Annotated in this window: 15 protein-coding genes; 4 read left to right on the top strand and 11 right to left on the bottom strand. The window is 67.3% G+C overall.

What is annotated here, in order from left to right; all coding sequences use genetic code 11:
• Window positions 1–140: 140 nt before the first annotated feature.
• The 4 genes from BZF59_RS10175 to BZF59_RS10160 form a co-directional block, all read right to left on the bottom strand.
• Entirely contained in the window at window positions 141–1487 is a 1347-nt protein-coding gene (locus BZF59_RS10175; protein ID WP_086608134.1) for a PQQ-like beta-propeller repeat protein, read from the bottom strand.
• 16 nt (window positions 1488–1503) lie between these two features.
• Window positions 1504–2295, bottom strand: a complete 792-nt coding sequence (locus BZF59_RS10170; protein ID WP_086608133.1) for a tetratricopeptide repeat protein — start codon at window positions 2293–2295, stop codon at window positions 1504–1506.
• Between the two features lie 156 nt (window positions 2296–2451).
• On the bottom strand, window positions 2452–3570 hold the full coding sequence (locus tag BZF59_RS10165) for a glycosyltransferase (protein ID WP_245806104.1): 1119 nt from the start codon (window positions 3568–3570) through the stop codon (window positions 2452–2454).
• 20 nt (window positions 3571–3590) lie between these two features.
• Complete coding sequence (locus BZF59_RS10160; RefSeq protein ID WP_086608132.1) at window positions 3591–4457, bottom strand: alpha/beta fold hydrolase; 867 nt, start codon at window positions 4455–4457, stop codon at window positions 3591–3593.
• A 73-nt stretch (window positions 4458–4530) separates the two neighbouring features.
• Between BZF59_RS10160 and BZF59_RS10155 the strand changes: the two genes are divergently transcribed.
• Both BZF59_RS10155 and astD read left to right on the top strand, forming a co-directional pair.
• Window positions 4531–5928, top strand: coding sequence for a protein adenylyltransferase SelO family protein (locus BZF59_RS10155; RefSeq protein ID WP_086608131.1), 1398 nt, complete (start codon window positions 4531–4533; stop codon window positions 5926–5928).
• A gap of 52 nt (window positions 5929–5980) precedes the next feature.
• Window positions 5981–7426, top strand: coding sequence for a succinylglutamate-semialdehyde dehydrogenase (astD, locus tag BZF59_RS10150; RefSeq protein ID WP_086608130.1), 1446 nt, complete (start codon window positions 5981–5983; stop codon window positions 7424–7426).
• Here the strand turns inward: astD and BZF59_RS10145 are convergent.
• Window positions 7404–8144: a hypothetical protein gene (locus BZF59_RS10145; protein ID WP_143738141.1), complete on the bottom strand. Its 741-nt coding sequence runs from the start codon at window positions 8142–8144 to the stop codon at window positions 7404–7406. The two genes, astD and BZF59_RS10145, sit on opposite strands and share 23 nt — an antisense overlap.
• Window positions 8145–8468: 324 nt before the next feature.
• Here BZF59_RS10145 and rarD point away from each other — a divergent pair, with 324 nt between their 5' ends.
• The gene (rarD, locus tag BZF59_RS10140; RefSeq protein ID WP_086608128.1) at window positions 8469–9395 is read left to right on the top strand and encodes an EamA family transporter RarD; all 927 of its coding nucleotides are present in this window, start codon (window positions 8469–8471) and stop codon (window positions 9393–9395) included.
• Here rarD and pyrC read toward each other — a convergent pair.
• Together pyrC and BZF59_RS10130 are read right to left on the bottom strand one after the other, a co-directional pair.
• Entirely contained in the window at window positions 9392–10429 is a 1038-nt protein-coding gene (gene pyrC / locus BZF59_RS10135) for a dihydroorotase (RefSeq protein WP_086608127.1), read from the bottom strand. The two genes, rarD and pyrC, sit on opposite strands and share 4 nt — an antisense overlap.
• Window positions 10430–10487: 58 nt before the next feature.
• Window positions 10488–10787 (bottom strand): hypothetical protein, encoded by a 300-nt coding sequence (locus BZF59_RS10130; RefSeq protein ID WP_143738140.1) that lies wholly within the window; start codon window positions 10785–10787, stop codon window positions 10488–10490.
• Window positions 10788–10914: 127 nt separating this feature from the next.
• Between BZF59_RS10130 and ygfZ the strand changes: the two genes are divergently transcribed.
• The gene (gene ygfZ / locus BZF59_RS10125; protein WP_086608125.1) at window positions 10915–11655 is read left to right on the top strand and encodes a CAF17-like 4Fe-4S cluster assembly/insertion protein YgfZ; all 741 of its coding nucleotides are present in this window, start codon (window positions 10915–10917) and stop codon (window positions 11653–11655) included.
• Here the strand turns inward: ygfZ and BZF59_RS10120 are convergent.
• From BZF59_RS10120 to rplU, 4 genes are all read right to left on the bottom strand, one after another.
• Entirely contained in the window at window positions 11643–12260 is a 618-nt protein-coding gene (locus BZF59_RS10120; RefSeq protein WP_086608124.1) for a TetR/AcrR family transcriptional regulator, read from the bottom strand. The genes ygfZ and BZF59_RS10120 overlap by 13 nt on opposite strands.
• 85 nt (window positions 12261–12345) lie before the next feature.
• Entirely contained in the window at window positions 12346–12882 is a 537-nt protein-coding gene (locus BZF59_RS10115) for a GNAT family N-acetyltransferase (protein WP_086608123.1), read from the bottom strand.
• A 214-nt stretch (window positions 12883–13096) separates the two neighbouring features.
• Window positions 13097–13366, bottom strand: coding sequence for a 50S ribosomal protein L27 (gene rpmA / locus BZF59_RS10110; protein WP_086608122.1), 270 nt, complete (start codon window positions 13364–13366; stop codon window positions 13097–13099).
• A gap of 14 nt (window positions 13367–13380) precedes the next feature.
• Window positions 13381–13749 (bottom strand): 50S ribosomal protein L21, encoded by a 369-nt coding sequence (rplU, locus tag BZF59_RS10105; protein ID WP_245806103.1) that lies wholly within the window; start codon window positions 13747–13749, stop codon window positions 13381–13383.
• Window positions 13750–13807 lie beyond the last annotated feature (58 nt).

The raw sequence follows: 13807 nt of genomic DNA, 5'->3' as shown, positions 1-13807 counted from the left end.
CGTCCTACAAGACAAGGGTTAACACCCCGGCAATTGCGCCCCGGATTGGCGAAAAGGCCGCCCAAAGCGCACAACAACCCGACAACAACCCGCCAACGACCCCGCAACGGCGCACACCGGGGCAAAGCCGGGGTAGGACATCACTTCCAGGCGTGGATCGTGCCGCCGTCGTCCATCACGAACAGCATCCCGTCAGCTACCACCGGAGCAAGGCTGACCGGCTGGTCAAGCTCGGCAAAGAGGCTGGCCGAGCCTTCGCCCGCGCTCACCTTCCATACCTCGCCGCGCGAGCTGGCGACCCACAACTGGCCCCCGGCAAGCACCGGGCCGGTCCAGAAGATCGGGCCTTTCTTGTCCTTCTCGTCCTTGTAGGCCTGCAGCTGATTGATCCAGCGCACCCGGCCCGAAGACCGGGCGATCGCAAGCAGGCGCGCATCGTCGGTGAGGGTAAAGATCCACTCGCCCGCAATCGCCGGGGTGGAAATGCCGGCAAGGTTGAGCTCCCAGATGCGCTGGCCGGTAAGCAGTTCATAGGCGGCCATGCGCCCGCCCTGCCCCAGCGCATAGACGCGCCCCGAATCGATGATCGGATCGGCGTCGATATCGGTGACCGAACCGACCGAGGTCGAGATGTTGGTGCGCGCCAGCGCGTCCGACCACAGGGTGCGGCCGTTCTCGTAGCGATAGGCCGACAGCTCGCCGCTGGAATAGCCCGCGATCACCGTGCCCTGCCCCGCGGCAGGCGCAGCGACGCCGAACACGCCCGACTGGGTGTTCGATCCGCTTTCGTCCCACACCAGCGAGCCATCGGTGATGCTGAGCGAGATCAGCTGGTTGTCCTGCGTCATCACGAACAACTGGCCGAAGGCGATGGTGGGCGATCCGCGCAGCGGGCCTGCGGGCTTGACCTTCCACAGCACCTCGCCGGTTTCGGCATCGAGCGCCTTTACATCGCCCACGCCATTGGTGGCGTAAAGCTTGCCCGCTTCGTAGCTGACTCCGCCGCCGAAAGCCGAAGGCGCCTGATCCTTGGTCATGTCGCCATCATCGCGGGTCCACAGCCGCGCGCCGGTGGCCTTGTCGAAGGCGACGATCAGGCCATCGGTGCCCTCGGCGAACACCTTGCCCCCGCCGATCACCGGCGAGGAGGCGAGCCGCATGCGGTTGGTCGATCCGGCAACCTTGGCGGTCCATACCTTCTGCGGATTGTCGGCCAGCGCAAGGTGGCCATAGGACTTGCTGGCCGAACCGCCGGGCTGCGCCCATTCGGGGTTGGCGCGCTGCGGCGGCAGCACCACGCTGATCGCGGCGAGCGAAGGATCGACCTCGGCCCCACTTTCGATCCGCGAGAGAATCGGCACGCGGTTGCCGACGGTCGGCGTGGTTTTTTCGTCCCCGCCGCCGAACAGCCCGCCCTTGCAGCCGGTCAATCCGGCGGCGAACACACCGGCAAGCAGCGCGGCGCGCGCAAATTTCGTCGTCGTCATTCCCGTCCGTCCAATCTTACCTGACCTGCGCGGCAGCAGGCGCGCCGGTCGCTTGTGCATCATCGGACGTGGTCACGCCTTCGTCCTTGAGCAGCTTGTTGACATCGACCACCGCGTCGACCCCCATCAGCCCGGCCATCTGGCGCGCGCGGCTGCGCAGGGTTTCGGGCAGGTCTTCCTGCTTGGCGATATCGGCGAAGATCATCCCCGCCGCCTTGCGGTCGCCCTTTTCGAGATGCGCCATCGCCACCAGCTCCCCGGCCGAACCGAAAAAGGGATGGCCCGGCTTCGCCAGCGGGGCAAGCTGCGCGATCACGTCTGCGGGCTGCATCTGGTCGTATTTCAGCGTGACTTCGCGGATCCGCGCAAGGTCGCGCAGCGCCGGCGGGGCCTCGGCATCGTCGGCGACCATCTTGTAGAGATTGGCGGCGCCTGCCGTGTTGTTCTGTTCGATCAACCCGCCCGCCTGAATGAACCGCGCCGCAGCGCGCGCACCGGGCGAGGCATCCGCGCCGAGCAGCGGGGCGACCTTCTTGTTCGCCGTGTCGAAATCGCGTTGCTGGGCATAGTCGAGCGCCGAGATCAGCGCTTCGGACTGCTGCTCCAGTGCCTGTTCGGCATAGTGATCATAGATCAGCCAACCGCCCAGCCCCGCCACGCCGAGCAGAATCACGCCCAGCACCTTCATCCCGTGATCGCGCATGAAGGAATAGAGCGCATCCTCGCGCACCGCCTCGTCGATCTCGCGGATCAGCACCTCGTCCTCGGCCGAAGGGGTGGGGGTCGGGATGGTGGGAGTGCGCGCCATGGGGGCCTTCGTGTTCCTCGTGTCAGTCATGCGCCGCAGCTTGCGCGATACGGCGAGCGCGCTCTTTAGGCACCTGCGCCCCTTGGCGCAATGCCACCTGCGCGGGGACACGCAAATGGGGCGCGGCGATTGAACGGGGGATGAAGCGCAAGGGGCCTAGAACGAACGGCCCATCGCGGTGCTGTAGGCATCCTCGTAGGCAGCGCGCATCGCGGCGATGTCGAAATGCGCGGCCGCGCGCGCCCGGTTTTCGGCCCCCAGCCGCGCGCGCAGTGCCGGATCGGCGGCGAGCGCGGCCAAGGTCTTCCCCAGCGATTGCGGATCGTTCGCGGGCGTGAGCACAGCAGCGTTATCGGGCGCAAGGATAGCGCGGATATCCCCGACATCGGTCGCCGCCACCGGCAGGCCTGCCGCCATCGCCTCGACCACCGAGAGCGGGAATTGCTCCGAGGCGGAGGACAGTGCGAAGATATCGAACAGGCCCACCGCCCGCGCCGGATCGACATTGCCGGGCAGGTGCACCCGCGCAGCAAGCCCCAGTGCCTCGACCTCGGTCAGGATCGCCCCGCGCTCCGGCCCCTCCCCGCACATCACGAGGTGCCATTCGGGCGGGAGTGCCTCGAACGCCGCGACCAGATCGGGCAGCCGTTTGACCGCGCGAAGGCCCGCCAGCGTGCCGACCCAGAACTCGCCCTCGCCCTTGCGGATCGGCAAGGCGGCCGGATCGGGGGATGCGGCGAAGGCGGCGGTGTCGATGCCGTTAGGAATGCGGCGCAGGCGCGCGGGCGGCTGATGCCACGCCTCGCGTGCAATCGCTTCGAGTCCGGTCGAAGGCACGATAAGGCACGCCGCCCCGGCCAGCGCGGCGCGGCGATAGAGATTGCGGGCCGGGTTGAGCCGCTCGGCCTCGTCCTCGTTGAAACCGTCCTCGTGATGCACCAGCGGCGGCAGACCCTGCGGCCCGGCAAACAGGCGGTGCGCCATCACAACATCCATCGCGCCCCAGTTATAGGTGCACACCAGATCGTAGCCCTTGAGCGCCCGCGCCAGCCGCGCGAGCCGCGCCGGGGTGGGCTTGCCCTTCATCGCGGGGAAATCGTCCGGGATGCTGACCGGCACATCGGGCGCGATCAGCGCGGCGGCCCCCATCGCCTCGGGTTCGGCGGAGACGATGGTGTGCTCCAGCCGGTCACCCCAGCCGTTCATCAGCCGGGCGCAGCGCACCTCCTTGCCCCCGGCGGCGAAGGTCGAATGGCAGTGGAGGATACGGGGCACCGTGCCCCCCGCACTCGGGCTCACGCGGCCCCGTCGAACAACGCGGCGATCGCGGCGCGCACCTCGGGCTCATCAAGCGTCGGAGCATGGCCGACGCGCGGCACGGTGATGGTGCGCATCGCCGGATTGCGCACGCTCATCTGGCGCACCGTGTCCTCGCTCAGCAGATCGGACAGCGCGCCGCGCACCAGCAGCATCGGCACGCCGGTCAGCGCCTCGAAAGCGAGCCACAGGTTGGACGGTGCGGCGTTGCCGGGCTTGGCGAAAGGCTCGGCGATGGCCATGTCGTAATCGAACACGATCCGCCCCGATTGGCTCACCACCATGGTGCGCTTGGCCATTTCCAGCCACTGGTCGAGATCGTAGTCGGGAAACGCGGCCTCATGCGCCTCGGCCAGCCCGCGCGCGGCGTGGACCCAGGTGGGGTAGCTGCGCCCTTGCCCGACATAGCCCGAAATCCGCGCAAGGCCTGCCGCATCGACCTCGGGGCCGATGTCGTTCATCACCACCGCCGCCATGCGACCGGGCTCGCGCGCGGCCATCAGCATCATCATCAGGCCGCCCATCGAAGTGCCGACCACCACGAAGCGGCTGATCCCCTGTTCGGCCAGCAGCTTTTCAACATCGGCGACATAGGTGACGGGCGAGTAGGTGTCGGAATCCGGGGCATAATCGCTCATCCCCCGCCCGCGCATCTCGGGCACGATCACCCGGCGAGCGGTGGCCAGTTCCTCGGCCAGCGCGCTGAAATCGCGGGCGTTGCGGGTGAGGCCGTGCATGCACAGCACCGGCAGCCTGTCCGAACCCTCCGGTCCGGGATAGTTGCGATAATGCAGGTTCAGCCCGTCGCTGCTGGTCCAGTAGCGATCTTCGTAAGTGGCAGCCATTGGCGGCGGTATTCCCTTTGATCGTCGGGCCGCGGTGCTTGCGCGCAGACCCCGTTGCGCCCACTATCGCGGGATGAGCGAGCCTGTGCAACCCGCCGAATGCGATGTGCCCTATCTGGCCGATCCTGCCATCCTCGCCCTCGCCGACTGGCTGGGAGACCCGGTCGCCCCGGCGGACTTTCCCGAGGTGCAACTGCGCTGGCGCAACGACCGCGCGGCTGTGAGCGTCGGGCTGGCGGGGCTGAGCGACGCGGAATGGGTGCAGCACTTCGGGCGCTTCGCGCCGCTCGAAGGCAATCTCCCCCAGCCGCTCGCGCTGCGTTATCACGGGCACCAGTTCCGGGTGTACAACCCCGAGATCGGCGACGGGCGCGGCTTCCTGTTTGCGCAAATGCGCGATGATGCCGGCCGCCTGCTCGACCTTGGCACCAAGGGGTCGGGCCAGACCCCGTGGAGCCGCAGCGGCGACGGGCGGTTGACGCTGAAGGGCGCGGTACGCGAAATTCTCGCCACCGAAATGCTCGAGGCGCTTGGCGTCAACACCTCGAAAACCCTCAGCGTGATCGAGACCGGCGAGAGCCTGTGGCGCGGCGACGAGCCTTCACCCACCCGCTCCGCCGTGCTGGTGCGCCTCAGCCATTCCCACATCCGCTTCGGCACCTTCCAGCGGCTGCTCGCTCTGGAGCAGGCCGAGGAGATGGGCGCGCTGATCGACTATTGCCTCACCCAATTCCCCGCCTCGCCCCCGCCCGAGAACGCGCCGGGCCGCGACGAGCCCGCGATCCGGCTGATGCATGCCGTGGTCGAACGGATGGCCGATCTCGCCGCCAGCTACATGGTGGCAGGCTTCGTCCACGGGGTGCTCAACACCGACAACATGAATATCACCGGCGAAAGCTTCGACTATGGCCCGTGGCGCTGGCTGCCCGAATGGGATCCGGGCTTCACCGCGGCCTATTTCGATCACGGGGGCCTTTACGCCTTCGGCCGCCAGCCCGAGGCGCTGCACTGGAACTGCGGGCAGTTGGCGGTGGCGCTGCGGCTCCATGCCGAAACTGCGCCGCTGGTCGCCGCGCTCGAACGCTTCGGGCCGCTCTACATGGCGGCGGTCGCGCGGCGGTGGTGCTGGCGGTTGGGGGTCGAGCCGCAGGGGATTGAGGAAGACACGCAGCTTGTCGCGGGGTGCGAGGCGCAGATGCGCGCGTCCGCAGTGCAGCCCGACGCCTTCTTCTTCGCGCATCGCGGCGGGCGCGGCTTGCCCGAAGCCTTCAGCCATTACCGCCCTGTCGCGTCCGACCATCCCTACTGGTTGGGCGAAACCCCGCAATCCCTGCTGATCGAGGAGGTCGAGGCGATCTGGGCCGCGATCGCTGCGGATGACGACTGGGGGCCGCTCCACGCCAAGGTGGCCGCGATCCGCCGGATGGGCGAGGCCCACGGCCCTGCGCCCTTGCCTGCGGGTCATGCGTAGTCCGGCCCTACCCCTATCTTTTCAATTTCATTGCAGTTAGGTGCAGCGCGGGATGGCAGGTGCAGATCGGGCAGACAGACACGACGTGAGCGACGATATCCTCATCTCCACCCAGCCTGCCAACGGCGAGGAGCTGTGGCGCGGCCCTGTGAGCGATGTCGAGGCAGCGGTGTCGGCTGCGCGGCGCGCCTGGCCCCCCTGGGCGGCACGCGCTCTCACCGAGCGGATCGCGTTGCTGCGCGCCTTCAGCAATATCGTACGCCGCGATGCCGATACCTTTGCCGAACTGATCGCGCGCGAGACCGGCAAGCCCCTGTGGGAAGCGCGCACCGAAGTCGATGCAGTGGTGAACAAGGTCGATATCTCGGTGCAGTCCTACGCCGAACGCACCGGCAAGAAGAAGTTCGACGCCGGGTTGCAGGCGAGCGCTGCGCTGCGCCACAAGCCGCACGGCGTGATGGCGGTGCTGGGCCCCTACAACTTCCCTGCGCACCTGCCCAATGGCCACATCATCCCGGCGCTGATGGCGGGCAATGCGGTGGTGTTCAAACCCTCCGAAAAGACCCCCGCCGTGGGCGAGGCGCTGGTCGCCGCCTTCCACAGTGCGGGCGTTCCCGAAGACGTGATCCAGTGCGTGATCGGCGGGCCCGAACAGGGCAAAGCGCTGGTCGCGCATCCGGGCGTCGACGGCGTGCTGTTCACCGGATCGGCGCAGGCGGGGATCGCGATCAACCGCAAGCTAGCCGCAAATCCGGGCAAGATCGTGGCGCTGGAGATGGGCGGCAACAACCCGATCGTGGTGATCGACACCCCCCGTGTGGCCGATGCCGCAGCCCTCATCATCAAGAGCGCCTTCACCAGCGCCGGGCAGCGCTGCACGGCAGCGCGGCGGCTGATCGTCACGCAGAGCATGTTCGAGCCGCTGATGGCCGAACTCGTGCCGATGACGCGCCGGCTGATGGTGGGCGATCCGATGGGCGAGCCGCAGCCCTTCATGGGCCCGGTGATCGACAACGAGGCTGCCGACCGGCTGACCGAAAGCTTCCTCGCGCTGCTGACTGCAGGCGGGCGTGCGCTGCTGCACATGCGCCGCACGGTGATCGACCTGCCTTATCTCAGCCCCGGCATCATCGACGTGACCGACGTGCCTGAGCGCCCCGATATCGAACTGTTCGGCCCGATGCTGCAAGTGATCCGCGTCCCCGATCTCGACGCCGGGATCGCCGAGGCGAACAACACCGTCTACGGCCTCTCGGCCTCGCTGATCGGCGGCACGCCCGACGATTACGGCCGGTTCTGGGCCAATATCCGCGCCGGGATCATCAACTGGAACTCGCCCACCAACGGAGCCTCGTCCAAGGCGCCGTTTGGCGGGATAGGCCTGTCCGGCAATCATCGCCCGGCGGCTTATTACGCCGCCGATTACTGCGCCTACCCGGTCGCCAGCACCGAGATGGACCAACCGCGCGCGGCGATCACGGTCGGGATCCGGTCCTGACCGCGGGCCCTCGGGGCGCGAGGGTGATCAGATCGACTGCGGTAAGGCCATGTGCACCCGGACGGGCATGAACCGTCAGCCTTTCGCCTCCCTTCCCCTCGGCACGCAGAATATCCTCGGGCACTGCGTGGCGCACGGCTTTGAGCCCCGCACGGCGGGCCTTGGCATAGTGGTATTGCAGCACATCCTCGGGCCCCGCGGCCGTGCGATAACGGATGATGCGCAAGGCGCAGCCCGGCCCATCGGCTCCGCCCGCCTGCACCACCATAGCCTGTGGCGGCAGGGCGGCGAGCGGCGGCAGGCTGGCGGCGAGCGCGAAGTCTTCCTTCAAGCCCGATGCGCACGTCGCCGGCGCACCGACTGCCGCAAGCAGCGCCTCGGGGATCGCCATCGGGCCGAGCGGCGTGACCCCCGCGCCCGGCCTGACCGCGCGCGGCAGGTTGGGAATCGGCCCCTCGGCCAGCAGTTCGAGCCGCATCCGGTCGCGCGCAGCGCCAGCATCGGCGGCGCTGGCGGCGATGACCGGCAGGGCATGGCTGTCGGCAAAGCCAAGCGCGGCGTTGGCCTCGTTTCGGCTGGCAAGATCGGGATCGCTCATCAGCGGATCGGCGAGTGCGCGGGCCATCACCGGATCGGTGGCGATCAGCGCCGCGCGGGTCTGCTCCTCGCGCGCAGCCTCATCGGCGCAGGCAGCGAGCGCGAGGCTCAGCAACATCATGGCAGGCAAGCGGCGCATCGCCTTGGCCATCGCACAGGATGGTTAATTTCCCGCCACTCCTCCCCCTTGCAGGCAAAAATGAAAACGCCTCCGGATGCCGAAACCGGCAATCCGAAGGCGCTTTCCGCGAGAGGCACGAAGCCGCCTCGCGCTGGCGACCATTTGGTGGGAATGGCCGCAAGAGGGTTCGAGGCGGTCTGCCTCGCGGTGTTGTTCATTTATAGAGCGATTATTCTGAACGAATCGGCAGCAACGCCGACAGCCACCGTTCATCGCGCAAGGTCGCTTGCACGCAGGCCCGACGCCCCGTAACGCACGCGCGCCATGAGAGCCCCTTCCACCGCCGCCGCGTCCGCCCCCGTCGCCGGACACCAGCGTTCCGCATCGGGGCTGGCCCCGGCGATCGGGGCCTACACGATCTGGGGCTTCCTGCCGCTCTACCTGATTCTGGTGCAGAGCGTGCCGCCGTTCGAATTCGTCGGCTGGCGGATCATCTGGACGCTGCCGCTGTGCCTCGTGATCGTCGCTGTCCGCCGCCAGTTTCCCGAGCTGCTCGCTGCGCTGAAGAGCCGGCGCACGCTGCTCGCGCTGCTGGCAAGCTCGGTGCTGATCGGGATTAACTGGTTCGTCTATATCTGGGCGATCATGGCGGGCGAGGTCTATGCGACCAGCCTCGGATACTACCTCAATCCGCTGATCAACGTGCTGCTCGGCACACTGGTGCTGGGCGAGCGCCTGTCGAAGCGCCAGTGGCTCGCTGTTGCAATTGCCGGGGTGGCGGTGGCGCTGCTGGCGGCGGGCGCGCTCACCAGCCTGTGGATCAGCCTGTCACTCGGCATCAGCTTCGGCCTCTATGGCCTTGTTCGCAAACAGGTCGCTGTAGGCTCGCTCCCCGGGCTGACGATCGAGAGCGCGATCTTGCTGCCCGCCGCCATCGGCATCGCCGCGTGGTATGCGGCGAGCCCGCAAGGCTCGTCCTTCGGGCAGGATGCATGGCTGAGCGTGGTGATCGTCTTTTCCGGCGTGGTGACCGCCGTGCCGCTGCTGATGTTTGCGCTGGCCGCGCGGCGGATGGACTATTCGACGCTCGGCTTCATCCAGTATCTCGCGCCGACGATCGTGTTCTTTCTCGGCCTGTTCGTGTTCGAACAGCCGCTCGCCCCGGCCAAGCTCGCCAGCTTCGTGCTGATCTGGATCGCGGTGGGCGTGTTCGTGTGGGACTTGTGGGCCAAGCGCAAAAGCGCTGCTTAACCCACGAATTTCCAGCGCAGAGTCTGCCCACCATGCCAGGGCACGATCTCCTCGCCGGTCACGTGGAGACAGGCAGGCACCGCGATTTCAGTGCGTTCTAGTGTTACTGTGTCCTCGTTCACCGGCAGCTTGTAAAAGGCCGGGCCGTGGAGCGAGGCGAAGCCCTCGAAATGCTCCAGCGCGCCTTCCTCGTCGAACACGGTGACGTAGCTTTCCAGCGCATAGGGCGCGCCGAAGATGCCCGCGCAGCCGCAGGCGCTCTCCTTGGCGCTTCGCAGGTGCGGCGCGCTGTCGGTGCCGAGAAAGAATTTCGCCGAGCCCGAGGTCGCCGCGCGCCGCAGGGCGAGGCGGTGCTCCTCGCGCTTGGCGACGGGGAGGCAGTAATTGTGCGGCTGGATCCCGCCCACCAGCATGGCGTTGCGGTTGATGTGGAGATGCTGCGGCGTGATCGTCGCGGCGACCTGCGGCCCGGCCTCCATCACGAAATCGACCGCATCGGCAGTGGTGATATGCTCGAACACCACGCGCAGCTTCGGGAAGTTCGCAACAATCGCGCGCAAGTGCCTGTCGATGAATTCCTTTTCGCGGTCGAAAACGTCGATGGCGTGATCGGTCACCTCGCCGTGGATGCACAGCACGATGTCCTCGGCCTCCATCCGCGCGAGGACAGGATAGAGTTTTTCGACATCGGTCACGCCCGCCGCCGAATTGGTCGTGGCGTTGGCGGGATACATCTTGGCCGCGGTGAACACGCCCTCCGCCGCCCCACGCGCCAGATCGTCGGCATCGGTGTCGTCGGTGAGGTAGCAGGTCATCAGCGGCTCAAAGGCCACACCCTCGGGAACGGCGGCGCGAATCCGGTCGCGATAGGCGGCAGCAAGCGCAGTCGTCGTCACCGGCGGGGTGAGGTTGGGCATCACGATCGCACGTGCGAACTGCCGCGCGGTGTAGGGCACCACCGCGCGCATGATGGCGCCATCGCGGAAATGCAGGTGCCAGTCGTCAGGGCGGCGGATCGTGAGGCGGTCGGTCATGTGCGCGCCTTACGCCGGGCGCTCCGCTGTTTCCAGTGCCCGATGGCGTCTCGCGCGCCTATTGCCCCTTGGCGAGCTTTTTCAGCTCGTCACGCGCGGCAAGGTTCAGCCCCATGCACGAGGCCGTGCCCGTCGCCAGACCGGCCAGAAACCCGGCTGTCGCCCCCGACACCGTTCCGATCCCTGGCAGCGCGACTGTCCCGGCCTTGGCCGCCATCACCGCGCCCGCACCGCCCAGCGGCAGGCCCGACGTCTTGGCGCAGCGCTTGGCCAGCGCCAGCAGGCTTTCCTGCTCGTGATGGGCCAGAATGCCGAGCTGCATCAGCTGGTTGCGCATGTCGGTTGTCAGCACTTCCATCATCGTCTCCCTGTTTTGCACGCAGATATAGCGCCTCCGCGCAATCGCGCATTGCATGGAAGCGTCATGCGCCCCGGTCCGAGACGCCGCTTGACACCGCACCCATGCCGACCACTTTGGGCGGGACATGACCACTGCCACCCACCTCACCGCCCGCGCTCTGGTGCGCCTCTCCGCGCTCGACGAAAGCGAGGACGTCGCCGCCTTCCTGCAAGGCCTCGTCACCAACGACGTCACAGGCCCGCTGCCCTGCTACGCCGCGCTGCTGAGCGCGCAGGGCAAGCACATGTTCGATTTTCTGGTGTGGCGCGATCCCGCCGGGTTGCTGCTCGATTGCGAGGCGGAGCACGCCGATGCGCTGGTGAAGCGCCTTTCGATGTATCGCCTGCGCCGCAAGATCGACATCCGCCGCGACGATTCGCTGGCGGTGCACTGGAGCCTGGTGGAGCAGCCCGGCGCCGCGCCCGATCCGCGCCTGCCCGAACTCGGGTACCGCTGGCTGGCCGAGCCTGCGGGCGATCCCGCCGATGCGGCGTGGCAGGCGCATCGCCTGTCGCTGGGCGTGCCCGAGGGCGCGGGTGAGATGGGCGATATCCTGTGGCTGGAGACCAATGCGGTCGAGCTCCACGGCGTCAGCTTCACCAAGGGCTGCTATGTCGGGCAGGAGAACACCGCGCGGATGAACTGGCGGCAGAAGGTCAACCGCCGGCTGGTGGTGGTGCCGCTGGCGGCGTCGGACGAAGCGCGGCGCGTGGCGGCCTATCCCGATCTCGGCCTCGCGGTCGACCATCTGCGGGTGGAGAGCCTCGATCCCGCCGCCCTGCCCGCCTGGCAGCGCACCGCGGTCGGCGTCGATCAGGTGCCCTGAGCCTGCGCCAGCACGCTCTGCCGCTGCGCAATCGCGGCGGCCAGCAATTCAGACGCGCGCTCCCGCGCCGCATCGCGCGGTAGCCCCAGCGACTTGGCCAGCGCCCCGCCGATCAGGGCATCGCCCAGCGCCATCAGCACCAGCGTCAGCGTATCGCGCTCGATCCGCTGCTTGCATTCGGGATATTCGGGCTCCCCCGCCGACAATTCGTCGACCAGATCGTGGATCGTTCCGATGATCGGGTCGAGCGCGTCTTCATTTCCGGTCAGCAGCATCCAGCTGGTCAGCGCGCCTGCACCTTCCCGGTCAAAGGCATCGAAGGCGAGGTCGACCACCTCGCGTGCCGATGCCAACCCTGCGCGGCTGGCGCGCACCGCATCGATGATCGTCTGACAGACAGACCGCGCCAGATGCTCCGCCAGCGCCTTCTGCAAGCCCGAGGCCGAGCCGAAATGGTGCAGCAAATTGGCATGAGTCCGACCTATGCGCCCGGCCACAGCCTTCAGCGTAACGGCCTGCGGCCCAGCCTCAATGAGCAGGGTTCGGGCGGCGACGAGGGCGGAATTTCGGGATTCTTCGGGGGTAAGACGCTTGCGCTGGGTCATGGTTGCTCTGACGCTAACGCCTTTCGCACGGGCGAACAAGCAGCACTGACAACCCGCGCAGACTGCCGCCGTTGGCCCGCCCCGCTCAGGCGGCGCGGGCCAGCGGGGCGGGGTCTACCTCAGCTTCGGGATCATGCGCATATTCGGCCAGTTCCGCCGCCTCTCCCCGCGCCAGGCTGAAGCGTTTGGTGATCCGCCCGGTGGGGTGGAAGCCGATCTTTCTCAGTACCTTGCCTGAGGCAGGATTGTCGATGAAGTGCCCCGCCACGATCCGACGATGACCCAGCGTGCGGGCAATCCGCAGCACTGCTGAGGCCGCCTCGGTGGCGTAGCCCTGCCCCCAGTGTGCGCGCGCGATCCAGTAGCCGATCTCGGGCTCGCCCTCATGCTCGCCCATCCCCGCGGAGCCGATCACTCCGACGCCGGGGAGCGTGACGAGAAAGTGCGGCAGGCGCGGGTCCTGCGGCAGCGCGGCGAAGGCCTGGGCGTCGTCCAGCGTGTAGGGCCAGGGCGCGCGCGCAAGGTTGCGCACGATCGCCTCCTCCCCGATCGCGGCAAGAATGGCGCTGCCATCCTCGGGGAAAGCGGGTCTCAGGAACAGTCTTTCGCTGCGGTGGAACATGCGAGTTCTCCCATTCTCGCCCCACGCCGCCGATAGGACGGGCGCATGACAATTTCGTGCACGCGAAACATTGAAATCGCGCGATTGTTTCGAGGGAGAAACAAAAAGGGAGACGGACCCCCTCGGTTCGAGGACGGTCCTGTCTCCCTCTGATGATCGGTCTTTCACCGATCAGGACCATCCTTGCGGACGATCCCTTTAGCGAATCGTCCGCTTATTCGGCGGCTTCGGCCATCGCATCTACGCTGACGTATTTGCGGCCGAGCTTGCCTGCGTGGAAACGCACGACGCCTTCGGTCAGCGAATAGAGGGTATGGTCCTTGCCCATGCCCACGTTCACGCCCGGGTACACGCGGGTGCCGCGCTGACGAATGATGATGTTGCCGCCGATCACTTCCTGACCGCCGAACTTCTTCACGCCAAGGCGACGACCGGCCGAATCACGACCGTTACGCGACGAACCGCCTGCTTTCTTGTGTGCCATGGTTCAGTCGCTCCTTATTCAGCCGAGGCCGCCGCGGGGGCGTCTTCGGTCTTGGTCTTCTTGGCGGCGGCCTTCTTGGCCGGAGCCTTCTTTTCTTCCGCGCCCACGGCGGTGATGCGCAGCAGGGTCATCTGCTGGCGATGGCCGTTCTTGCGGCGATAGTTGTGACGGCGGCGCTTCTTGAAGACGACCACCTTTTCGCTCTTCGCCTGGGCGATGATCTCGGCCGAGACGGTCACCTTGGCCACGTCGGCGAGATCGTCGCCTTCGCCGGCGAGCAGGATGTCGCCCAGGGTGATCGTGTCGCCGGCTTCGCCAGCGAGCTTTTCAACGGCAATCTTGTCTCCGGCGGCAACCCGATATTGCTTGCCGCCCGTGCGCACTACAGCGAACATGGCTCTAAACTCTCTTGTCTGTGCAGGTCCGGAAAAGGGAGGCATT

The organism is Erythrobacter donghaensis, from assembly GCF_002155425.1.
GTDB classification, from domain to species: Bacteria; Pseudomonadota; Alphaproteobacteria; order Sphingomonadales; family Sphingomonadaceae; genus Erythrobacter; species Erythrobacter donghaensis.
This window is presented reverse-complemented; position numbering and strand designations above follow the sequence as displayed.